Origin of the sequence: Spirosoma utsteinense (assembly GCF_014282275.1) — a bacterium.
Classification (GTDB): Bacteria; Bacteroidota; Bacteroidia; order Cytophagales; family Spirosomataceae; genus Spirosoma; species Spirosoma utsteinense.
Genome location: NZ_VFIA01000046.1, coordinates 1 through 23,011, shown reverse-complemented (window position 1 = coordinate 23,011; position 23,011 = coordinate 1). Strand labels below are relative to the sequence as shown.

Here is a 23,011-nt window from a genome sequence, read left to right as displayed (position 1 = left end):
TGTTAGAAGCTCAAGTTCAGTCCAAAATTCAGCAGCTTCGTCTGCGGGTATTGCAGCCCGTTCTCGTCCTGCACTTCGGGGTCAATTCCGTAGGGGCGGGCGTTGTCGATCGAGAACAGATTGTAGGTATTGACGAACACCCGTAGCTTCTGAACCTTAAATCGCGTTGTCAGGGCATTAGGGAGCGTATAGCCCAACTCCATTGTACGGTTGCGGAGGAATTTGATGTTGAGCATCCACCAGCTTGAATCCCGGTTCAAATTGCTGTGGCCGCCATCGTTATAACGCAGAGGGATGTTAGTGCCCGCTATCCAGGGGCTGTCGGCGTTGAGCGGATCGGCGCGGTGCCAGCGGTCGTCAAACAGGAAACGCGGCACATTACCCGTATTCTGGAAGGCATTACGCTGCTCAAAACGCCGGTTAATAGCCAGCATCGATCCCGCCGAAAAATCGGTCGCAAAGTCGAAGCCTTTGTAAGCCATCGTAATATTTATTCCGCCCGACAAGACGGGTGTAGAGCTGATACCGTAGCCAATGGGCCGTTCGTCCCGGTCGTTAATGATACCGTCACCGTTGGCATCTTTGTAAATCAGGTCGCCGGGTAGCATTGTCCGGTTGCCCTGGCCGTCGTTGTTAACTGAGTAGGCATTGATTTCATCCTGTGACTGAAACTGACCAGCCACCTCGTAGCCCCAGAAGATATTGCTCCAGCGGTTCTCACGCGACTCCCGGTATTGCAGTAATGAATTGCCATAGCGCGGATTATAAGGGCGGATAAACTTATTGCGGGCGTAAGAGATATTGCCGCCGATCGTGAACCGCACACCCCGAACATTGCCGTTATAGACCAACGAGCCTTCACCACCGATCACGGCGTCGCGTTCCAGATTTTCCTGGGGAAGCGCATAGCCTAACTCACTCGGCACGAACACGTCGCTCTTTACCGTCGGCAGCCCGTCCCGATTGCGACGGAAATAATCTAATGTACCTGTGAGTTTGTTGTTCAGGAGCGCGAAGTCCAGCCCAATATCCATCACTTTAGCCGTTAGCCAGGAGATGCGGTCAAACGCAATACCCCGGTCTCGGGCCGCTGTTGTTGCCGTCCCCCCCATGATGCCCGTGCCCGAGTTGTAGGAATAGCCCGGATTGTAGGCAAACGGATCGAGGTCAACATTGTTAGGCCGCACATTGTCGTCCCCTAACTCACCATACGAAGCCCGGATTTTGAGATCGCTTAACATCCGACCATCACCTGTAAACGATTTAAAAAAGGGTTCTTCCGAAATGCGCCAGGCGGCCGAGGCCGACGGAAATGTTCCCCACCGCTTGCTGGGAGCAAATTTCCAGGAAGCATCCCGGCGGGCCGCTACTTCAATAAAGTATTTATCGGCGTATCCATAATTGACCCGGCCTACGTAGCCAACCCGCGCCTGGGTAAAATCGATATCGTTGTAGGCTACGAAATCGGCAAACTGCTGCACGGGCAGGGAATTGGTCTTCGGCACGGATCGGGCCTCAACGTTACGTTCCCGCCGTTCAAGCTGCTCCCGCAGAGCGAGGGCATTGATAGTATGCTTGCCAAACGTATTTGTATAGGCAAGCTGAATCTGCCCGACAGTTTCGTCGATTTTGTTATTGACCCGTTGGCGGTAAGGGTTCTGGCTGCCGCCCGTCCGGTTATATGCCTGTGTCGTCGGGTTATATGTATACGTGTCATATGTGTACTCAAATACTTCACGCTGGGCATCCCGCAGCATATACGAATACAGTCCCTTAACTAGCAATCCTTTAATGGGTGTCTGATATTCACCCGTAAACTGGGGCGTAATGGAGCTATAGACTTCCGTAAGATAACCGGACCGCTGGTAATTCAGATAGCCCCAGTTCGAGGCTGGGTTGCTGATGGTGTTGATGTAGGCGGGATTATCGTTGGCGTAGGGCCGCTCACCAGGGCGGTTGCGTAGTATGGCGAATTTGGGGGCCTCGTAATCGTCACCGCCCGGCACACCGGGGTTTTTGCGGGTTTCCTGCCGCCCGCTGATCGTAAGACCGACCTTGATTTTTTCCGATATCCGGACATCAATGTTTGATTGAATGTTGGAGCGGTTAAAGAGAAAATCACGACCCAGCACAGAGTTTTGATCGAGCCGGGTGGCCGAGATATAATAATTGATTCGGTCCGAACCACCACTGGCGCTTAGATTGATGTTCGACTGGGGGGAATTAGGCTTGACAATGAAGTTGTACCAATCGAAATTCTGGTAGCCAAATTCGGTTCCGGCTTTGTATTTATCGAGTTCCGCCTGCGTGTACCCGGTTGTGCCGTTCCGATTGATTTCCGCTTCGGCCTTGCCGAGGTTCCATTCGTAGGCATTAATGACTTTGGGGAACCGGGTCCAGTTTTGAAACCCGTAGTAGGCGTCCAGATTGATCGTACTTTTTTGGCCAACGGTTCCCCGTTTGGTCGTAACGATGATAACGCCGTTGGCCGCTCGTGACCCATAAATCGAGGCCGACGCATCTTTGAGTACGGTGATCGTCTCGACGTCGTTGGGCGATATATTGTCAAACTGCGACTTGTCTTTGGGTACGCCATCGATAATGAACAGAGGATTGCCGCCCATGTTGCGAATCTGAATGTTAGCGGCTGCCCCTGGTCTTCCGTCGGGCTGGCGAAACTGCACGCCGGGAATCTTACCGGCCAACAAACCCGACACGGTAGCCGAATGGACCCGCCCAATGTCTTTGGCCGTCACGGCTGAAATGGCGCCCGTCAGCGATTCCTTCTTTTGAGTACCATAACCGACAACGATAACCTCCTGCAGGCCCGTGGCATCGGGCACAATATCAATATTGATAATTGATTGATTGCCAATGGTCACCTCTTTGGAAACATAGCCAATAAATGATGCAACTAATGTGCCGCCTGCGTTGCTTTGGGGCACGTTTAACGTGTAATTACCATCGCCGTTTGTGGTCGTACCAAGCGTCGTGCCCTTTATTACTACTGTTGCGCCGGGTAGTGGCTCTCCTTTATCGCCCGAAATTTTTCCGTTAACCGTTTGCTGTTGAGCCAGCACAGCTGTTTCGGTTAAAGTCAGTAGCGAAAGCAGCCAGATGAACCTGACGAATGGTGTCTTGTAAACGTTTTTCCTGTCCATAAACGTAATCAGGGTTTGGGTGAGTAAATGGTAATAAAGCTGACGTATGGCAGCCACGTGTTCTGCCGTGTCTAATACAAATCCTGTCAGGAAGCTAACTGGTATACAGAATCAACTTAATTGTTTTGATATAATTCAAAGAAATGATTTTGCAATTTTAAGAAGTTGAATGTTCACAAATCATTATTATTGTGCAAAAAAGTAAGACATACGTACAATTTTTGACCTACATTAGGGCATATTGATGATTTATGCGAACAAAAACACACATAGATGAATTAGCGAAAATGTAAATTGAGTTATGAAGTACAAATTTCAAATAAAGTGCATCGCCCTGATTATCAAGTTATTATTTTTCGACTGTCGGATATCCAATGCTCAGCAATTCCATTTTAATGCACTTACTTCAGAGCAAGGATTGTCGCATAACAGCGTATTCAGCATCACGCAGGACCATAAAGGGTTCGTGTGGTTTGGTACGCGGGATGGTGTCAGCCGCTACGATAGTCAGCGCATCAAGAATTACTACCTAAATGCCTATAGCCCCAATGCTGAAGCGGCAAGAGTCAATTGCGTTTATAGCGTCGGGCATGAACTGTGGGTAGGTACCGCCACCGGACTATTTCGCTACGTCTTCGACACAGATGAGTTTGTGCCAGTTTATCTAGCAAAAAATCCGGTCAACGTATTAATCATTCAGCGAGTGTCAACGGGCGAGTTGTGGATTGGTAGCCGGGATGGACTCTACATTTTGCCGAAACGAGAGGGGGCCATACGGCATATCCTGCCGGGGCGGTTTACGCACGGTATTCATGAATTTCGTAAAGGCTCTTTTCTGATTCTACAGAATAATACGCCTTGTCTCATCAATGCAGCCGGTGAAACCATCGTTACGCTCGCAATGATTGGGGGCAACCCTGAAAAATCACATGTACACCGCAATCACAAACTTCTTAAGAGTAGGCGGGGGGCTGTTTGGATGAGTACAGAAACAGATTTGCTCCAATTAGACGAAAATTTAATGGTTTTCAGGTCGTTAGAATGGTTTGGGCGGCTGGTGAAGGACCGAATACGGGTTGTACGCACGATTACAGAAGACCATGCTGGAAACGTCTGGATTGGCGGTGAGTCGGGCGTGATTATGGTTGACAGCCAACGACAGACCGCCCGTGCCTTTGACAAATCTTTTACAGCCTCTCCCTACGGCCTGACTGACCGGGCCGTTTATTCGAGTTACGTCAGCCGGGATGGGATGGTTTGGCTGGGTACCTATTTTGGGGGTGTTAATTATACCAAACCAGTCGGTGTTTCTTTTGAACATCTTTTCCCGGCCACCGACGGGCAAACCATTGCGGGTAAGGCCATCAGTGAAATTACCATAGATGGGCAGGAACGGCTTTGGGTGGGCACCGAAGATGGGGGTATTAGTGTTCAGAACCGGATTACGGGTCGGTATACGTACCATAACCGGTCGAATGGTTTGAGTGATAATAATGTACACGCTATCTCGATTGATAAGTCGGGAGCGGCCTGGGTAGGTACATTTTTGGGGGGGCTAAACCGAGTTGATCCGGTAACGGGGGAAAAGCGGGTGTTTCTGCACAATCCGGACGATCCGGCGTCGCTGGCGAGCAATTATGTAAATGCCCTCTATCGCGACCAGGCCGGTCAGCTTTGGGTAGGCACAACCCGAGGTCTGAATATCCTTGATGAGAAAACGGGCACCTTCCGGCTCTTTAAACCCCAGGAGCTTGGAGAACCTTTTATCATTGACATACTAGGTGATACGTCGGGGCAGATTTGGATTGCTACGTCCCCTTCGGGCGTATACCGATACGATCCTGAACTCGATAAACTGACCCATTACGATGCCAGTAACACGCCTGTTTTGCGGAGTAATCAGATTATGAGTATATTCGAAGATTCGGGCCATAACATGTGGTTTGGCAGCCTGAACGGAGGTGTATACCAGTGGAATTACCGGCAAAAAAAGTTTATCTGGCACCCGACGCAGGCGCACTTGGCTAACCAGACCGTTTACGAAACACTGGAAGACAATTATGGAACCTATTGGTTTTCGACTAATAACGGTCTGCTCTCATTCAGTCCAAAGCAGAACACGTATCGAGTGTTCGATGAAAGCAACGGGCTTCAGGCTACCCAGTTCAATTTTCGATCTGCTTTAAAGGATCGGCGGGGTTATCTGTATTTTGGAAGTGTAGATGGGCTTTGTTATTTCAACCCCGACAACATTGCGAAACGAGTTTTTGACCCGCCCGTTTATTTTACCGACCTCAAATTATTCAGCAAAGAAGTCAAAGCCGATAGCAAACTCATGTTGACCAACTGCCTTGACGAAACAAACGAACTACGCTTCGATTACGCGCAAAATGTCATTACGTTCGATTTTGTAGCCATCAATTATTTCTCGAAACAGACCAATTACTATACGTATTACCTCGAAGGGTTTGAAAAAACTTGGGGACCGAAAACCACCGTAAACGCGCAGACCTACACGAATTTATCGCCCGGAAATTATACGTTTCACGTTAAGTCATTTCAATCAAACGGTGATTTGTCGCCAACCGAACGTATTCTTCACATCATTGTGAACCCACCATTTTGGCGAACGAACTGGGCTTACTTGCTTTACGCGCTGTTCGGTGTTGGATTGCTGGTGCTCTATAGGCGGGTCATTACGTATCTGAACCGCCAGAAGGTAGCCGTTCAGATAGAGCGGGTTGAGAGGGAAAAGAGCGAGGAGTTGAATCAACAGAAGCTAAATTTTTTCACGTTTCTTTCCAACGAGTTCAAAACGCCGATTACCCTAATTATGGCGGAGGTCGACGAGCTGATTCAGTCTAACCAGGCTTGGCGGGCTGATTCAGCAATAAACTACAGTGTCATCAAAAAAAATGCGAGGCGGTTACACGTACTGATTGACCAAATTACGGCACTGCGTAAAACCGGCAGTGACGTTCAGGAAATTCGCCTGACAGATTTAGATATTATTGCTTTTATAAAAGAAACGGTGCAGGGCTTCGACCCGTTTATTCAGTCAAAGCATATTCGAAGGCGGCTCACCTTTTCGCCCCCGTATCTAATGGCTTCGTTCGATGCCGGTAAGGTGGAAATGATAGTTGGTAACGTCTTATTTTTCCTCACCAATGAAGCAACAGAAGGAGATGAGCTGGCCATTGACGTACGGATTGAGAAGCTATTAGATTACGAACTTAGCATAATCTTTTCACTGGAAGGGCGGCCGGACCTGTTCAAGAGCATCGAAGCTACATATCAGATAGCAGAAGATGATGAAGAATTATTCCGCCAGGATAATTCTTCGAGTGTTGGTATATTATTAACCTTCAGTCTACTGAAGTTACTGTCGGGAACTGTATCGTTTATAGACGAAGGCACTCGACAGGGACTTTCCCTCCGGTTCCCGATCTGTAAGAGTCCGGTAAGTAAAGCCCCAGCCGTGTTACCCAAAACTGACCTTTTACGAGTGCATGTTTTAGCGGAACCGGACGGTTTGCTGCCTGAAAACATAGTAGTTAAGGAGTTATTGGACGGGACATCGTTGACGGGCAAACCGACCATTCTAATTATTGATCGAAGCAATGACCTGGTCCAGTTTCTGAAACGTCATTACCACGATACCTACCACATTAGAATTGCCTACACGTTTAGCGAAGCCCTGAAGAAAGCAGAAAATATGCTTCCCGAAATCATTCTTTGCGACGGCGACATCCGTGATAAAGAGGACAAAAATTTATGCCTAGCCCTAAAAAGTAATCCACTTACTGAGTCAATTCCGGTCATTTTGCTGCTGAATGATAAAGATGATAAAACCATCATTGAGGGTCTCTACAGCGGGGCTGACGGCTACATTAGTAAGCCGTTCAACCTTAAAGAACTGGACCTGATAATCGGCAACCAATTGACATCGGTATCGCTCCTGAAAAAGAAGTTAGCGGACGGTTTTGGTGACTCACTTCTGACTAAACTGCCCCGGCGCAATAAAGAGCAGGAGTTTATAATGCGATTTTCGACGTTGGTAAATCATCATTATAAAAATAAGGACATTACTTCCGACTCGCTGGCGCATTTAATGAATTGTAGCAGGTCGCAACTCCATACAAAACTCAAAACTCTCACAGGTCTTAGCACTAAAGAGTACCTGAATGACTACCGGCTGAACTTGGCCCGTCAACTGCTTGAGAGCGGATTGAGTGTAGCCGAGACCGCTTTCGAAGTAGGTTTTGGCGACCCGAATTATTTCGGTCGAGCCTTCAAAATGAAGTATGGGATGACACCTAGTAAGGCAAGCTAAGTCAGAGTTGGAACTAGTAGGCTTTTTCCGCCTGCGCTAATCGGTTCAGCACGGGCAATGAATAGTGGTGCAACTATTTAGAATGAAGTGATTTTCATATCACAGTACTGGTCAACTTGATTCAAACAAGAAATAGCTCAAAACCCCTCGTAGGACTTTTAGTATAGGTTACGTAAAGTTTTTTATTATAGGTTGTGCATGTTTATTCATTCGGACTCCTCTCTTACTTCTATCGGCCGATTTAGTCCAGTAAAATGTCAGTCAATGACGTTTATTGAACTCGTAATTTACTATCAATGAATGTGTTGAGTTGATGTTAAGCGTTAATAAAAGCGTTCACCATATCGTCCGGATATTTTGAGGACAAGACACGCAAATTTTAAAGGCTATCAACTACACTTCACAGAGAACGCTAACGCAATATGCATCCTCCAGAGTTAAATGATACGTATTGCGTTAGCGTCCTGGTACTATTCTATAAAACAAAATTACCCCTCCCCTATTAATTTATGACCAACCGCTTTGTGGCTACGATGGCTCCATCAATCACTAAACTGTAGTGGTATAAGCCAGTTGCCAATCCCTTACGATTAATCAAAACGATTCCTTTGGTGTTCGTCGACACCTCGATCAGGCGCACCAGTTGTCCTTGTACGTCATGAAGCTGGATAGTTGCCTGCTGACTTTTGGCGGGTAGCTGAAAATGGATGGTCGTCTCGCTCGTTACCGGATTAGGAGCTGCCGACAGTAATTCAACCGATTCTAACACGACATCGGCTCCCAGTCGGGGAGACGAGATCGCAATTAACTTCCAGCGCTGACTAACACTCGCGCTAGCGATTTTACTGACGGCCCTAGTCACGCCGTCTACCAGGCCAATATCAAGGCGGTTGCCAATAGCACACTGAGGTTCTAACCCATAGATGTTGCTACCCAGATCAATCAATTTCCAAACCTGATTACTGCCCCCATTACTGGTATAGGTTTGTACTTTGCTATTATCACTGGCACTTCGGCCAGCTACATCCAGGCGTTTTCCTGGGGCATGCTGAGGCTCAAGTTCATAAAGACCGCTTCCTTTGGCGATGAACTTCCATCGCTGATTAGGTCCCCCGTTGCTTCGGTAGAGTTCGACAATCGCTTGATCGGCGGTACTCAGGCCCCGCACATCCAGTCGATGGCCCAGGACATGTTGAGCTTCAAGCTCATAAACACCACCCGCTACAATGCCGGTGCCGCCAGTCGGGGAGGGAACAAAGTTGGCGGTCAGCGTCGAATTGACCCCGGGCGTTGACAGGTTCTGAGTTTGCCCACCCCCGTTTGACCAGGAAGAAAATGTGTAGGTAACACCGCCTACGGTTTGCGGAGAGACCGCTTCCACACTTCGAACGATACGACTCACACCCGTAAAGGAGTAGGGCGCTGTTCGTGAACTACCGTCCAGTTTCAGGACTAAGCCAGCAGGGCTAGTGGCTAACGTAACAGTCGAAGTAATGGGAACCACATCCCGGGATACGGTAGTGGTAGCCCCTTTTGAATCCGTTACCGTCAGAAATAGCCGGAACACGACGTTGGCCGACGTTTCCATCTGGGTGGGTATGGTAAAACGGCCCGTGGTAATGCCACTCGTGGGTTCCATGGCAGGGTGTGCATGAGCCGGAGAATCAAAATGATACAGATCAACTTTCCAAGTAAAAGCACTGGCGGGCAAATTGCCGTCCTCCCCGTCGGTACCCGTCCCGGAAAACGAAATGACATCGCCTCCTGCATACCGCACACCCGTTGCGGGCGTAATAATCGTGGCAACCGGTAATTGATTGGTAATGACCAGTAGCGTTGCTTCACTACTGGTGGCACTTCCGGCTGCATTACTGACAATCACCTTGTATTTAGTCCCATTATCAGCCAAGGCTGGACTGGATAGCGTATAGGTTGGTGAAGTGGCTCCTGAAATAGAAACTCCATTTCGCTGCCATTGATAGGTGGGCGTCGGATTTCCAGAAGCAACGGTGGTAAAGGTAACCGACTGCCCCACCGAGACCGTTTTGCTGGTCGGCTGCACCGCAATTGCCGGCAACCCGTTTCCCGTGTAATCAACGCGCCAAAGAACACCATTGGTACTCGACGTGTTGGCCGCATCGGACCCCCCGGCAATACCGCCCCTGGCAATAAAATAGAGCGTTCCCTCCGCGTTGACGGCCACATCCAAGGGTCGATTAATACCCGATGCAAAATTGGTAACCGCTTTCGTAGACGGATCAATCGTCTTAATCCAGCCGTTGCAATAATCACCAAAGAAATATTTCCCAACGTAGGCACTCGGAAACTTGGCGGTAGTAGGATTGTAAAACGCGCCAGCCGTGATGGAGCAACCCTGGCTATGGTCATAGGCATAGAAGGGGTCCTGGTAGTTCGTGGGTGGCGTTTGCGTAGTTCGCACGCCTTCGATGCCCGGCCAGCCGTAATTTTTTCCGGCCATACCTTCATTGATTTCTTCCCAACTGCTGTTGCCTACATCGTTGATGAACAGTTTACCCGAGCCGGGTTGCAAGGCTATCCGAAATGGGTTACGGAGTCCCAATGCCCAGATTGCCCGGTTGACGCCTGTAGCCGTTGTATAGAAGGGATTATCGGTCGGAATGCTGCCATCTAAATTAATGCGAAGGATTTTCCCTTTCAGCGTCGTGAATGATTGTGCGTTTTGGGCAACCGTATTTTCCCCGACTGAGATAAACAGCTTTCCCTCTTTAATGGCTAAGCCCCCACCGTTGTGGTAGCCAACCGTACCTAATGGATCAATATCAATTAACACGCGCTCACTACCACCCAGCGCGACATCGCCCGTAGCGGTAAAACGGCTTACCCGGTTGTTACTCACCGAACTGCCGGCTGCTTTGAAGGTATAATAGGCGTAGAGAAAGTTATTGGTACCGAAATCAGGATCAAGTACCACCTTCAGCAATCCCCGCTCGTTGAAATTATCGACATTGGGAATGCTTAAAAATGGCGCAGCCAGCAACGTACCATTTTTAACGATTCTCACTTTACCATTTTTCTCCGCCAGAAAGACGCGACCATCCGGGGCAATAGCTATACCCACTGGATCAAGGCCAGTGGCTACCTGGACGCCGGCAAAATTGGCCGGGAAGGTTTGCGCCCCAACGAGTTGCCGTTGAAGCAGGACCAGTAAAACGAGCAGAGCGATTGCTCTACCAGACGAAAGCGTTTGAAAGAAATGATTCATAGTTGAGCTTGGGTTGAGTTAATTGATTTAAGCAGTTTGATAGGCAAGAAACCAGCCGAAGCCATCCATTATCAGATGACTTTCGAAAAATTGGATTGGCGTGGTCGTCGGCTATGGCATTGCCAATTATTAAAACAGTTCAACAGTTACGATATCTCTTCTATACTCCGTATTATTCCATTCAATGTCAACACTTTTTATGTTTGAACCCCTCTACAATTTAAAAATAAAGTGGTTGGCTTCGATCATTCATAAGTGACGTTTACAAAATCCTCCGATTCAGACACATACGTGGTATTATCAAAGGCTGGACGGATCTAACCTTTCTATTCACTAGCTTCAACTCCGATGTCGCGAACGATTGGCCTGCACCAGCGTACCGGCTGCTATTCAAGTCGAACCTACTGTCCCCAAATAATAACCTATAAAAACAGCCATACCTTTCTAATGGGTGCTCTTCCATACTAGTACTCTTCCAAAATAGAGGTTAGAGTAAATTAGCTAGCTTTGTGGCATGGGCCAAATCGCTACCCCGTTCGTCCTGTCGGAAGCCGACCAGACAACACTAAACAATCTCGTCAGTAAAGGGAAAGAGTCAGTTCGTAAGCTGAACCGGGTCAGAGCCTTGCAGTTTTCACATCAAGGCCAGCATCCCGAGCAGATTAGTAACTTATTGGGCATCAGCATTGCTACGGTTTATAACCTACGAAAACGCTACCGAGAAAATGGACTGGAACGGGCTATTAGTGAGAAAGCCCGGCCGGGTCAGCCCCGCAAGGTTACTCAGCAGGTGGAAGCTCAGATCACCCAACTGGCTTGTAGTGTGGCCCCTGATGGCCGTACTCGCTGGACAGCGGCCCTGATTAATGAGCGGTTAGTCAAACTTGACATCCACATTGACGACGAGTCGGTGCGGTTAGCTTTAAAAAAAGTAAGCTCAAGCCCTGGCTTAAAAAACAATGGTGCATCGGGCAGGTAGATGGAGAGTATTTAGCCAAAATGGAGAATGTTCTCTCCGTTTATAACCAGCAACCCATCGTTGGCAGGGGCCGTATCTGCTTCGATGAGCGTCCTTGTCAGTTACTTGATGATGTAATAGCGGCCTTGCCTACTAAACCGGGCAAACCGGCTAAAGAGGACAATGAATATGTCAGAAAAGGAATGTGCGCAGTCTTGTTGGCTTACGATTTAGACACAGGCCAACGCTTTACTCAGGTGCGTGAGCAGCGTACAAAAGCGGATTATGCCGAGTTTATGTACGAAGTGATATCAACACATTATGCTGATATTGAGCGGATTGATTTGATTCAGGATAATTTGAACACTCATAAATACGGCTCTTTTTATGAGCATTTACCTATTTCACAAGCCCGGTTACTGAGCCGTAAACTGGCGTTTCATTTTACACCCAAACACGGCTCTTGGCTAAATATGGCGGAGATCGAGTTTTCGGCCTTGGCGCGCCAAAGTTTAAATCGGCGTATTGGTAGTTTAAATGAACTGGCTCGCCAAGTCGAGTTATGGACCATTAACCGTAACGAACAAGCAGTGAGAGTGCATTGGAGTTTTACAGTGGCTAGGGCTGAAACTAAACTCAAACGGTGGTATGAGCAGGTTAACCCAGATAACAAGCTGAATCCATGTAAGAATTAAATTGGAAGAGTACTAGTTATTGATTCGCCTGTATCGTCTGCGTAGGGCCGGTGAGTTATTGCGAGCCGGGCGAACGGTAACCGAAACGGCTTATCTAGTAGGGTTCGATAGTTTAACTTATTTTGGTCACTGCTATAGGGAGCACTACCAAATGACACCTACTGAATTTGGTAGTCAACTTGTTTAGAAGCGCCCCAATTGCCCGGACAAGGTAAGGGGGTAGACGTACTTGCTGCCCGCTCCTAATCAGTTCCCACATAAACTACTATCGTTCAATTAAACCTCCGATACTTTTCAAGGTAAGACACATAAAAGCCCTGGTCAAGTTGGCCGGGGCTTTAGGTATCTATCCACACCATTACGAAGCTTCCACCCCGTATTGATACTTTATCAACAGTCAGCATTGAGGGTAAAGTTCTTTATCGTTTGAGCCGTTCGAAAACCCCCAGTGATAGCAGTACTGTAATCAGTAGTAGTCCAATAAGGGCCAGCCTTCCTCTTTTCGAATACCATCGTTCGACTGTGACCAGCTTAAGTATTGTGATTAATAGTATAACTTAGACTAACATAGGATAGATGGTTAAAAAAACGGCAACAGTTGATGACCAGCCAATTCACCATGAATAGGAAACACCCTACTATCGACAAGAGTCTGGATATCAGTCAACATGAGCAACGGGCAACCTATCACCTTATTCAGGCTCAACAGATACTTCTCCTAAAAGCAGGCGAAAAAGATGGTGAGTATGCTCGGGTTAGATATGTAAAGATGGCTGCCCGAATAGCTTTCAATGCAATACTGGTGGCCATTGACAGCTATTTGAAAGCCAGACAGACCGCTATAGTCAAAAGACCGAAGAGCATCGAAGATTACCGAAAAAGAGTGGCCGAATATAATCAACAATTACACGGGCTACTCAATGCCGCGTACGGAGAATTATATCTATCTGGTTACTATCATGGCAATCCATCCAAATTGCTAATGGCCAGAGGTTTAGCGACCGCTTATGAAATTCTAATCTGCATTCGCAACTCGTCTGAAATTTAGTAAATAGGTGAACGGCGTACCCTCAGTCAAGGGACGGGTATGATCCAAAAATGGTATTTATACAGCCGGGGGTACGTTTCCGGTACAGGAGGCAACAACTGTTATTGATTCTACAAAGAAGAAAATTCAGAACTATTCGTACTAGCAACAAAATGAATACCAAGTGACTTTTAGAATATTGAGCATTATCAAACCATCGGACAGCGGGATGGTTACCAACTTTTTTGATACCTACAGGCTGTATGGGGTTTCTCGAAATAGACTGATTCTGATTTAATCTCGGCCACCACTGACTGGGGTAGAATAGGGGCCGTGGTGGTAGCCACCAGCACAGCTTATTTCGAAAGCAAAATGAGGTAGCGGGCGTACCAAGCAATACGAATAGCATCAATAGCATCTGTTTTACCGCGTTGTAAACCACGCCACAGGGTGCCCTGCCGCTTTTTGATCCGTAAACTGTTTTCTGGCCACAGAGAAAAGCTGGTTTGGTCGGTGAATGGTATAGATTCTCGTCTGCTTCTTATAACCGATGGTGTGGGCAATGGTGAAACCAGGTAAGGCGTTAATGAGTGTAAGCATAGCCTTAATGTTTACTTCCGAGTTGTCAGACTGGGCTGTTAACACCCCGGTTTCTCCATCGAAGACGGCAGCATCGGCCGGCCGGTGCCGTAGCTTTAGCAATGCCAATGGAGAAGTAAATGGCCATAAGGCGTAGGAGTCGCCCGGAGTTGAAATTTGACCTGGGGATTATAACGTACCTAGTTTCTCAAACCCTTACTAATGGGTCTTGATGCCCGAATTTTCATGGCTCGGGCTACCCCGTTGGGACTAGGGCAAGAAAACCCGGCGGGATCTGACCGCGACAGCGGACCGTCCCGAGCATAGAGTGAAACCGCTGGGGTCCCGTACGAAAGCTCTCCCCGATACTGGTGGGTAAATCATCAAATCTTGAACTCTCACTTCCCCACGAACCTAAAGGGCGGCCCGGCCAATTTTCCATGGCAGCGGCTAACCATCTGAGCCTTTGCCAGTCTAGCCAAGTGCGGTGCCGTATCGTCTCCCCTTTCTAAGGGCAAAATCATCCACCCCAGGCGAGTGGAGCTGGCCTGATACTGAAGAGGAGCTTTACGGCTAATACGCAACCAGGTTGAGTGGATCACAGACTGGCCAATTAGCTTTCACCGTAGGGCCGCCGATCGAGCCATCGTTGCAAGGCGATGCTCAGCAACGATGGCCCGGCTCGATTTAAGTGACGGGTACAGTAACAGAAGCAGACGGGTGTGTTCCGGGCGAAAAGTTTACGGGGGTCGTCGTCACGGCGACAGGAGAACGTTTGCCGCTGAAGGTACAGGGTCTTTCGTTAATGGGCATGCTGGGTAGCATACGTTGGTAGAAACTATGGACCTTGTCAGCGGGCATTCGGCTGATTGGGCAATAACTAACGGCCTGCGTGGCTATGAGACCAATCTGGGTAGCGGTTTCGCCGGCGCGATAGTTGATACGTTGAAAATGGTTGGACGTAAGTTGAGTCAACGTCATGCTCAACCGGGGTAAAATACCACCTCATCACCGGTGTTAAATCAGAGCCAGCATCTCCGCAATACACCCTTGGGGATGGGCAGGGAAACACCCCCTATGAAACATCCTATTTCTCCGTTATAAAACGGAGTATGGGGTTTTATGAGGGCTTAGCCCAGGCTTCTTCATCCGGGGGGGTAGTACTCGGTGGACCGTATTTAGCTACCTTATCCCGTGCGCTGGCTAAGGTAGCCAGCCGTTGTTCGGCCGACTGGAGCCACTGGCTTATTTCAGCCCTTTTGGCCTGTTGCTTGTCGAGCTGGTCGGCTAATTGCTGTTCCTCGGCTTCGGTCCTCAGCGAGTTTCTTACCCACCCGCCGAGGACCCCGCCTGAAGCGCCCATCAGCCCTAAACCCCCCAGGGAGATCACCCAAAACGTCATCCCCAACCCCTTGCGACGGCGAGCCTCATAATACAAGCTGATCGGGATCAGGGCCAGAAAAATACCGATCCCCACCCCCCATAGTAAACCCGGTCCCGGCCCGGTTAATTGCCGGATCTGGCGATCGATTTCTTCTTTTTCCTGTTCTTTTTGCCCGTATTCAAGCAATAGGGTCTGGTAGGGCTGATCCAGGATTTGCCATTGTTTGGTGATCGTTCCCGGTGGTGGGGGCGGGGTGTGGGGGCGCGCCTTATGCTGGTTCAATTCAGCGGTTAGCTCGTCCATCGTCCGGGCCACTCGTTCTTTCTCCTCTTTGTTCTTGCGGGTGTGATAGGCATTTTTGCATTTGTCACCGATGCAATACAATTGCCTTTTGTTGAGGGTCTCAAACTCTTCGCCACACGCGGGGCAAGTCTTCTTGGTAGGAAAATTATTATTCTTCATCGGTTGATGACTGTTTATAAGTTGATTCTACATTCATACTATACCACGGGAGAACACAGGGTCTATCCCATTGAAATGCCTTTGGAATAACTAGTACCCCTACACCGCCGTTTTGACCGTTGCCAACGGTGGGAACGTTGCGAACGGTCGCCAACAGTCAGCAACGTTTCCACCGTTGGCAACGGTCAAAACGGCGATTTTCAGCGCCTGGAGCCTGTTTTAGCTATATCGTCGGCTCCCTGTCGGCCGTTACGTACTCGGTAAACGGTCTCTACTCACTAACCTTCCCGATGTATCGATAGCGAGTCCGCTTCCTTAGGACCAGGTCTGACAACGGGTAACCGGGGAAGATGCATAAACCAGGCGTGTGCCTACGTGAGCCGGACTATGAGCCGGGCTGGTCACTAAAGGTCCAATTCACAGGCTGGTTAATGAGTATAAGTTTAAAGGATAAGTAACAAAACAACTATACTAACGGTAGGCAATATACGTCATCGGAATCTAACTACCAACCTGCCTGTTCTTCCTCTAATCATCGAGTCAAGCTGGCACCTGTCTACCGATGGACTAGGGCTCCTAGCATAGCACCCAATAAGTCGTATTAACGAAGTAGCTGGATCGGTTGGTTGGCGTGTTTCAACCGATCCAGCTACCTCCTCAACGGGGCCTTCCCAACCCCTTCATCGGGCAGTAAGCTAACCCCTAGGGGCGGAAGCAACCGGGCAGGGGCTGGTTTAACAACAGCGGTGCTCCAGCGGCCAGGGAGGGTGGGGACCGACCCGGCGGAATGCGGCCTCCGGTAGAGCCGGTCCCGGAGAAAAAATCCTTTTTTTCCGGGACCGGCTCTACCGGAGGCCCGGCATCGATGCATGCCTTCACTCAGTGGCGGATGTAGGAATCGGGCAAGTGCTGGTTGCGGATGACTTTCCAGCGGTAGCCTTCAATTTCCCCGGGGGGGATGATAGCGGCCATCAAAAATGGCTTCAGGTAATCATCCAGATCCAGGCGGTCCTTGAAGCGCCTGGTTTCGGACAGTTGATTCGCGACGCCGGGCGATTTATGGTTAGCCCCCAGGGGCAGGTTCGGGGCGCGCACATCCACCGGGGTCGCTGGGTCGGTCGGGCTTAGCCCACTCGGTGGGGCGTAGACGGACTGGCCTCCGGCAGCGGGCGTAAAGAGGCCCTGCACGTAGGTGTCCTGTCGGGGTTTGTAAAGGCCCTCCAGGTAGGTCATCAGCCAGGGTAGCTGGCTGGCATAGTGGCTGGGTTCAGCCCGGCTCTGGTGCAGGGTAAAGATCCAGATCGACTCGCGGTCATCATCCGAGAGGTTGTTGTAAAACTCGATGCAGCCCCCCGCTGAGAGGTAGGCTTTGGGGCTGGCCAGCAGGCGGCGAATGATGTCCTGCAACAAAACTACCTTATCCTCTTTTTCCCGCCCGCCCCGGGGCCGGCTGTAGCCAATGAGGGTTGTCTTAGGGGTGTGGGCGAAGCGAATGACGTGGGTGTAGGTGGCACCCTGTCGGACGAATTTACCATAGTTGTCTGCGTAAGCTGATTGGGCAGGTGGCGTCTGGCCAGCGCGTTGAGCGTGAGCGGCAAGGGGCTGGCTTAGCTGGCCGATCGACTGGGGGTCGTGGGGTTTGGTCATGATTAGTTGGGTTGGGCATTTGGTCAATGAATCGCTTTGAGAATGGCCCCTCACCTGTACAGGTATACATGGGTACAATGTACTAAGGGTGAACATTTGAACAGCGTTTAAAAAATAGTCACTTTAGAAGCCAACAGTACAGGGGGTGGGGCAAAAAAATCCCTGCTCCGGGGCCCGGGCACAGGGGTACTGTCCCCCGGAGCAGGTCGCTGGTGAGCTGTTAAAAGCCAGGGGGAGTGATCAGCTTTCCCAAGGCTTAGGGGCAGGGGGTGCCCTTAAGGCGGTGCTTGTTGATGAACGAGACTGTGCATAGAGGTTCGAGGCTAGGCTGTGTATTGGCCGACGAGTAAACTTGGTGGAGGGGCGGCCCTAAATCCTGCCCAAACATGGGGCCTTAATTTGGGCTATCGTAGCCGGTTTTATCGTGTGGGCCCCGCAGGGCCTGATTAGGCCATTATAGCTTCGAGTTGAATCAACTGGTGCCGATTGGCGAATCGGCCACGTGCCTTTTTAGGCTGGCGTTGATATACCCGAGCGTATGCACCAACGAGGAATTAAAACGCTTTGACTGGGCCTACGCACGGCCCTGGGCAGTTACCCTGTGGACTTGCTACATTTGACTGGAGACGGATTTTAGGCACATTTGGGAACAAACCCAAAAGTACTCATGAAGAAAAGACCGCGCGGCGGACCGTGTGTATTTGACCAGGCATTCAAACGAATGGCCGTTGAGTTATCCCACGCCAAAGGCTCCGTGCAGGAAGCCGCCCGTGAACTCGGTATTGATTCGAGCCGGATCACCAAATGGCGACAAAGCCACAAAAACCCTGATCGATCTCCAACTGCGCCCCCCGAGCTGAGCGAGGATCAGAAGCTGATCAAACGACTCCAGAAAGAGCTGAAAGACGCTCAGCTTGAGCGCGATATACTAAAAAAGGCAGTCGGCATCTTCTCCAGGGGAGACCGCGCGGCGGACCGTGGGAAATATTCCGATTTATAGCGGAACATGCCAATCAGTTTCCCGTTGAGAAGATGTGTAAGGTGCTGAAGGTGAGCAGCAGTGGGTACTATTATTGGCGCAAGCATCCGGTTGGCATCAGGCAACTAAAACAAGCTCAGTTGCTGGACGATATTCGACAGGTACATGCCCAGAGCGAGTCGCGGTAAGGTAGTCCCCGGATCGCTGATGAATTGCGGGAGCGGGGCGTGAAAACATCACGTAATCGGGTGGCCCGATTGATGCACAATGCGGCCATCCGCAGCATCATGTACAAGAAGTATCGTGTTCAGACGACCGACTCATCTCATGATTATCCGGTAGCTAAAAACCTGTTAAACAGAGAGTTCACAGCCGATAAGCCAGGTCAGAAGTGGGTGTCCGATATTACTTACATTCCGACCGGTGAGGGTTGGTTATACCTGACAACCGTGCTGGATTTGGCAGACCGAAAAGTAATCGGCTGGGCATTGAGCGATGGCCTGAAAGCTGCGGATACGAGCGTAGCCGCTTGGCGTATGGCTCTCAAAAACAGGCGTATAGAGGGTGAACTTCTATTTCATTCAGATCGTGGTGTCCAGTATGCCTGCACTGAATTTCGGGGGCATCTAAAGGCCTTGCCCGTCGTACAGAGCATGAGCCGTAAAGGCAACTGCTGGGATAATGCAGTAGCTGAGAGCTTTTTCAAAACATTCAAAAGCGAATTGGTTAACCATGCTAACTTTCCGACGCGGGCCGCAGCCCGGTTGGCCACCTTCGAGTATATTGAGGGCTGGTACAATCGTCGGCGGAAACATTCAAGCTTGAATTACCGAACTCCTGCTCAACAGGAATCTTATTTTTACACTACTCCAATGGCTGCTTGAAAAAATCTCCAGTATAGTGTTGCAAGTCCATAAGGCTTTTTTAACTTGATAAACCAGGTACTTACTACCTACCTACCGAATCCGTTTATGGAGCGTAATAGTTACGAAAAACAGCTTAAATAAACGCCCAAGTGTACGTCGGTAGCCAGTAAGCGACAAGCACCCTGTATACATACCCACTTACCACCCCCGCTTGGGCTTATTTTCGAAGTGTTTTAACCAACTAGGGGCGCTCGACATGGGGTAGCCAGGCCCTGGTGGCGTTGACTTACTTACGAGGCTCTTACCAACCCCTGTCCCAGCATAAATAACTGGGTGTACTAGGCAGAGGCTAGAAGCTACGGTAAGTATAAAACAAAAAAAGGAGGCAATGGGATAGGGGCCGTTTCCGGCCCCTATGATACCCTTTTGAGCAACGCATGTCATTAAAAACACCCAAGTACCCCAGCCACCTAGGCAGGCCAGTGAGACCGGTTGACCCTAGTTAAAAGCAAGGCACTGGTGGTCTACCCACAGGCGCCTGCTGTTGTTGCTTACCAGGTTGGCTTGCTGTGCAGAACCCTTCCCGCACTTCGGTGGCGTGTGAAAGCCAGATAATTCGGACCGCCCCCCGCCCTCGTCGGCTTATTCAAGGGTTATCAGCGTTAATCAGAAGCACCGGTAGCGGCAGCGTTGATGCCGGTCTTGGTGCACGCTCAACCAGGCAGTTTAAGGCCAACGCACATTGGTAAGATCTGGCTACTGCCGGGTGTGTTGATGTTTTTCAAGAACTTAGGCCGCCTAGCGGGGAGAAGTGGCTAGATAATTATCAATCCGGTGGTTCTAGGCGGGACGCTTCCGTGTGATCTGCTGCGTGTTGATAAAGATTATATTGAATCGGATTCGGGTAATCTGGCCATGTAAATTGTATTGGGTGTTAAGCAAGTTTTCCAATTCTCTGGCGTAATCGCCGACGGGGAGCTAATATTTGTAATTGAGGGTGATGTAAACGTGTTGACGGCTTACAGTTGAATAAGGTGAGTTCGTAGCGCTTAGGGGCGTTCACAATTGGCTGATTGATCATTCCGTCTTAAAATGACCGTCCTTATTCCCCCTCCAATAGTAGCTTAGCTACGTATATAGTTAGACTAGATTGCGGTCAAACGTCTACGAAATCCGGCTATCAATATCACGGCTCTGAGCTGGAAACGGGCCGTTTTTGTGAAAGAGTTGTTCAACTGTCAGCACTGCGGGCCCAGAAAGAGGCGGAAGCGAGTTATTGAGGCAGACCATATCGCCAGTTTGTCTACCCTGATCCGTCAGAATGTAATTACCTCTCTGAGAGAGGCCGTTAGTTGTGCTATACTCTGGTATGTAAATATTGGCCGGACTTTGTGTCATTCATGCCATAATAAAGAAGAATTCTAACTAAGTACATTCAAAAAAGACTTGCCGGGTCGCTCCAATGATTGACAGCACTTTTTCGGGTACTTGATTATAGCGGGTAAAGAAGTTGTTAGTCGCTTCTATTAGGTTTTTGATGAATTCGAAGAGTTCACAATGTGTCACTTCTCGTCGCCAGTGGCGCCACAACATCTCAATAGGATTAAGCCAGGGACTGTAGGTCGGTAAGTAGAGTAGGACTAATCGACCAGCAGCTGCTCGCATTATAGCCTCTACTTCTCCACCACTATGGGTATCCGCATTGTCCCAAGCCACGTACACCGTCTGAGTCGGATGCTTCACCAGTAATTGAGTGAGTAGCTCCGCGATTTGCTCGCGTCGTTTGCGTTTGCGAAGGATCACCACCGTTTCCCCCGTATGATAATTGACCGCCCCGATACCAAAGCGTTTATTGGTTTGTCCCGGTGTGGGAATCATTACTTGCTGACCCACGGGACTCCACATGGCTTTCAGGGTGGGTTGCCAACTCACATTAAACTCATCGGCGTAGTAAAAGGCCGCATCGGCCTCTAACTGGTCTCTCTTGTTTTCAACCTCCTTTTTTTTACCAAGTAGTCCGGGTCGGGACTACTGATCTTGTGTTGAGGCCGGGATAGGACAATCTCCATCGCTTTAAGTTGAAGACGAACACCTTCCTGGGATAGGCGTACACCCGTTTGCTCGGCTAAGTAATCAGCCAGGCGAGCCAGGGTCCACAGCGAAAACTCCAGGCCTAAATTACGAGGTCGTTGGCGTACACTACTGAGTAGTTGTTGGCGATAAGAGAGGCTAACTTTGGAAGGCTTGCCCGATTTGGGCGCATCCTGAAGGCCATTGATGCCTTCGGCTTGATAGCGTTTGAGCCAGCGTTGGATAGTGCGTTCACTTTCGCGAACAATGAGTGCGATCTGGGGGGCTTTTAAGGCTTGCTCGGCTGAAAGCAAAATCATTTGGGCTCGAGTACGGATACGTGGGAGTTTAGTGGCTTGATACAACTCCACTAACTCCTGATGAGCCGACGGGGGTAGGTTGTCTATTCGGAGTGCTCGCATACTCAAAGATAAGTCAATCTGATATCCGACAAGTCTTTTTTGAATGTACTTAGAACACACTAGTTTGGAGTGTCAGCCGACCTAAGACCATAAACCCACAAATTACAAATCTCACATCTTGTTAGAGACTTTTCCCTAAGCTGTATACGAGGTTTAAACTTTCTTTATTGACCCGTGCATTAGTCCGTCATGAAGGCAATTTCTTTTTTGCTGAAGAAGGCTTGGACTAGCTTTGGATCTCTTTCCAAGCATTTGACTCGATCCATTACCGCTATCGTAAGGTCTTCCAGATCGGCAAAAACTTGGTTCTTTAAACTACGCTTCAACTGGCTCCAGACCAACTCCACTGGATTGAGTTGGGGGCTATAGGCTGGTAAACGTTCCAAGTGAATCCGTCCGGGACGCTCTTTCAAAAAAGCTTTTACCACTTCACTGCGATGGATCGCTGCTCCATCCCAAATGACAATCATATCCCGTTTCCGATAACGCCCGCACAGTTTTTTAAGGAACCACACGATGTCTTCACTGGTGAAGGACTGATCTTGGCCCGCTACATAAATCCGGCCGTTAGGAGCAATGGCGGCAATCAAACCGCTGCGGCGGGCCGCTCAAATGAGCACGGCCTGCTTGCTCGACTAGTACCGGGGTCTGTCCACAATGTGCCCACGTATGCCCTAGTAAAGGCAGTAAATAGCACGCTGACTCGTCCAAGTATAAAATGACTCGTCCTTCATCGTTAGCTTTTTTTGAGTGCGGGCAAGCGCTCTTCTCGCCATTGAGCAACGGCCTGAAGGTTTTGCTGGCTGGCTTTCCGCTGTGGTTTCTGTCGACTCCATCCTACCTTCTTTAAAATACGACCTATTTGGGAAGGATCATAACTGATACCAAAGAGCTCTTTAACCACTTCATTGACACGAGGGCGCGTCCAGACGGCCCCGCTAAAACCATGATGTTCGGCTCCTTTATGGAGTTCAGTTACCAGTTGGCTAAGCTGTTCTGCCGATAAACGAGTTGGTGCTCCTGTTCGTTTACCTTCCTGCAAGGCTGTCAGTCCTTGCTCTCGGAATTTCTTAAGAGCTTGTTGGGGAATTGATAAGGACTGGTAGCCGAGTCAACTTTGTATCGACCAAGAAACAAAGTAATGACCAAACAGTGGCAACCACTGACCGACTACCAGTGGGCAG

Annotated in this window: 15 protein-coding genes and 1 pseudogene; 7 read left to right on the top strand and 9 right to left on the bottom strand. The window is 49.4% G+C overall.

Features of this window, described 5'->3' with window-relative positions; translation table 11 throughout:
• Positions 1 to 2: 2 nt before the first annotated feature.
• Complete coding sequence (locus FH603_RS23990) at positions 3 to 3,218, bottom strand: SusC/RagA family TonB-linked outer membrane protein (protein ID WP_342355224.1); 3,216 nt, start codon at positions 3,216 to 3,218, stop codon at positions 3 to 5.
• A 244-nt stretch (positions 3,219 to 3,462) separates the two neighbouring features.
• Between FH603_RS23990 and FH603_RS23985 the strand changes: the two genes are divergently transcribed.
• Positions 3,463 to 7,494 carry a two-component regulator propeller domain-containing protein gene (locus FH603_RS23985; protein WP_186741000.1) on the top strand — a complete coding sequence of 1,344 codons (4,032 nt, stop codon included), beginning with the start codon at positions 3,463 to 3,465 and terminating at the stop codon, positions 7,492 to 7,494.
• Between the two features lie 502 nt (positions 7,495 to 7,996).
• Here FH603_RS23985 and FH603_RS23980 read toward each other — a convergent pair.
• On the bottom strand, positions 7,997 to 10,738 hold the full coding sequence (locus tag FH603_RS23980; protein WP_186740998.1) for a PQQ-dependent sugar dehydrogenase: 2,742 nt from the start codon (positions 10,736 to 10,738) through the stop codon (positions 7,997 to 7,999).
• 514 nt (positions 10,739 to 11,252) lie between these two features.
• Here FH603_RS23980 and FH603_RS23975 point away from each other — a divergent pair.
• The 4 genes from FH603_RS23975 to FH603_RS23960 all read left to right on the top strand — a co-directional run bounded on the left by FH603_RS23975 (position 11,253) and on the right by FH603_RS23960 (position 13,439).
• The gene (locus FH603_RS23975) at positions 11,253 to 11,717 is read left to right on the top strand and encodes a helix-turn-helix domain-containing protein (RefSeq protein ID WP_186740996.1); all 465 of its coding nucleotides are present in this window, start codon (positions 11,253 to 11,255) and stop codon (positions 11,715 to 11,717) included.
• Complete coding sequence (locus tag FH603_RS23970) at positions 11,705 to 12,391, top strand: IS630 family transposase (protein ID WP_186741020.1); 687 nt, start codon at positions 11,705 to 11,707, stop codon at positions 12,389 to 12,391. Before FH603_RS23975 ends, FH603_RS23970 begins: the two co-directional genes overlap by 13 nt.
• A 19-nt stretch (positions 12,392 to 12,410) precedes the next feature.
• A complete protein-coding gene (locus FH603_RS23965; RefSeq protein WP_186740994.1) occupies positions 12,411 to 12,578 on the top strand; it encodes a helix-turn-helix domain-containing protein in 168 nt (55 codons plus the stop codon).
• 414 nt (positions 12,579 to 12,992) lie between these two features.
• On the top strand, positions 12,993 to 13,439 hold the full coding sequence (locus tag FH603_RS23960) for a DUF5618 family protein (RefSeq protein ID WP_186740992.1): 447 nt from the start codon (positions 12,993 to 12,995) through the stop codon (positions 13,437 to 13,439).
• Between the two features lie 402 nt (positions 13,440 to 13,841).
• Here FH603_RS23960 and FH603_RS23955 read toward each other — a convergent pair whose 3' ends face one another.
• The 3 genes from FH603_RS23955 to FH603_RS23945 form a co-directional block, all read right to left on the bottom strand.
• Positions 13,842 to 14,018, bottom strand: a complete 177-nt coding sequence (locus tag FH603_RS23955) for a hypothetical protein (RefSeq protein WP_186740990.1) — start codon at positions 14,016 to 14,018, stop codon at positions 13,842 to 13,844.
• Between the two features lie 1,099 nt (positions 14,019 to 15,117).
• A complete protein-coding gene (locus FH603_RS23950) occupies positions 15,118 to 15,843 on the bottom strand; it encodes a hypothetical protein (protein WP_186740988.1) in 726 nt (241 codons plus the stop codon).
• A gap of 879 nt (positions 15,844 to 16,722) precedes the next feature.
• Complete coding sequence (locus FH603_RS23945; protein ID WP_186740986.1) at positions 16,723 to 17,490, bottom strand: hypothetical protein; 768 nt, start codon at positions 17,488 to 17,490, stop codon at positions 16,723 to 16,725.
• A 667-nt stretch (positions 17,491 to 18,157) separates the two neighbouring features.
• On the opposite strand from FH603_RS23945, the gene FH603_RS23940 reads away from it, so the two are divergent.
• On the top strand, positions 18,158 to 18,490 hold the full coding sequence (locus FH603_RS23940) for a transposase (protein ID WP_186740984.1): 333 nt from the start codon (positions 18,158 to 18,160) through the stop codon (positions 18,488 to 18,490).
• A gap of 179 nt (positions 18,491 to 18,669) precedes the next feature.
• Entirely contained in the window at positions 18,670 to 19,353 is a 684-nt protein-coding gene (locus FH603_RS23935) for an IS3 family transposase (protein WP_342355225.1), read from the top strand.
• Between the two features lie 1,407 nt (positions 19,354 to 20,760).
• Here FH603_RS23935 and FH603_RS23930 read toward each other — a convergent pair.
• The 4 genes and pseudogenes from FH603_RS23930 to FH603_RS23915 form a co-directional block, all read right to left on the bottom strand.
• A pseudogene (locus FH603_RS23930) lies at positions 20,761 to 21,279 on the bottom strand (IS630 family transposase); the annotation flags it as partial.
• A gap of 26 nt (positions 21,280 to 21,305) precedes the next feature.
• A complete protein-coding gene (locus tag FH603_RS23925; RefSeq protein WP_186740978.1) occupies positions 21,306 to 21,827 on the bottom strand; it encodes a helix-turn-helix domain-containing protein in 522 nt (173 codons plus the stop codon).
• A gap of 179 nt (positions 21,828 to 22,006) precedes the next feature.
• Entirely contained in the window at positions 22,007 to 22,417 is a 411-nt protein-coding gene (locus tag FH603_RS23920) for a transposase (RefSeq protein WP_186740976.1), read from the bottom strand.
• Between the two features lie 146 nt (positions 22,418 to 22,563).
• Positions 22,564 to 22,869 carry a winged helix-turn-helix domain-containing protein gene (locus FH603_RS23915; RefSeq protein WP_186740974.1) on the bottom strand — a complete coding sequence of 102 codons (306 nt, stop codon included), beginning with the start codon at positions 22,867 to 22,869 and terminating at the stop codon, positions 22,564 to 22,566.
• Positions 22,870 to 23,011 lie beyond the last annotated feature (142 nt).

What these genes read in the sequence shown, in the direction of transcription:
- FH603_RS23955 (WP_186740990.1), bottom strand. Translation starts at nt 14,018, where the DNA reads ATGCTTACACTCATTAACGCCTTACCTGGTTTCACCATTGCCCACACC.
- FH603_RS23985 (WP_186741000.1), top strand. Translation starts at nt 3,463, where the DNA reads ATGAAGTACAAATTTCAAATAAAGTGCATCGCCCTGATTATCAAGTTA.
- FH603_RS23945 (WP_186740986.1), bottom strand. Translation starts at nt 17,490, where the DNA reads ATGACCAAACCCCACGACCCCCAGTCGATCGGCCAGCTAAGCCAGCCC.
- FH603_RS23980 (WP_186740998.1), bottom strand. Translation starts at nt 10,738, where the DNA reads ATGAATCATTTCTTTCAAACGCTTTCGTCTGGTAGAGCAATCGCTCTG.
- FH603_RS23960 (WP_186740992.1), top strand. Translation starts at nt 12,993, where the DNA reads ATGACCAGCCAATTCACCATGAATAGGAAACACCCTACTATCGACAAG.
- FH603_RS23975 (WP_186740996.1), top strand. Translation starts at nt 11,253, where the DNA reads ATGGGCCAAATCGCTACCCCGTTCGTCCTGTCGGAAGCCGACCAGACA.
- FH603_RS23925 (WP_186740978.1), bottom strand. Translation starts at nt 21,827, where the DNA reads ATGCGAGCACTCCGAATAGACAACCTACCCCCGTCGGCTCATCAGGAG.
- FH603_RS23940 (WP_186740984.1), top strand. Translation starts at nt 18,158, where the DNA reads ATGAAGAAAAGACCGCGCGGCGGACCGTGTGTATTTGACCAGGCATTC.
- FH603_RS23950 (WP_186740988.1), bottom strand. Translation starts at nt 15,843, where the DNA reads ATGAAGAATAATAATTTTCCTACCAAGAAGACTTGCCCCGCGTGTGGC.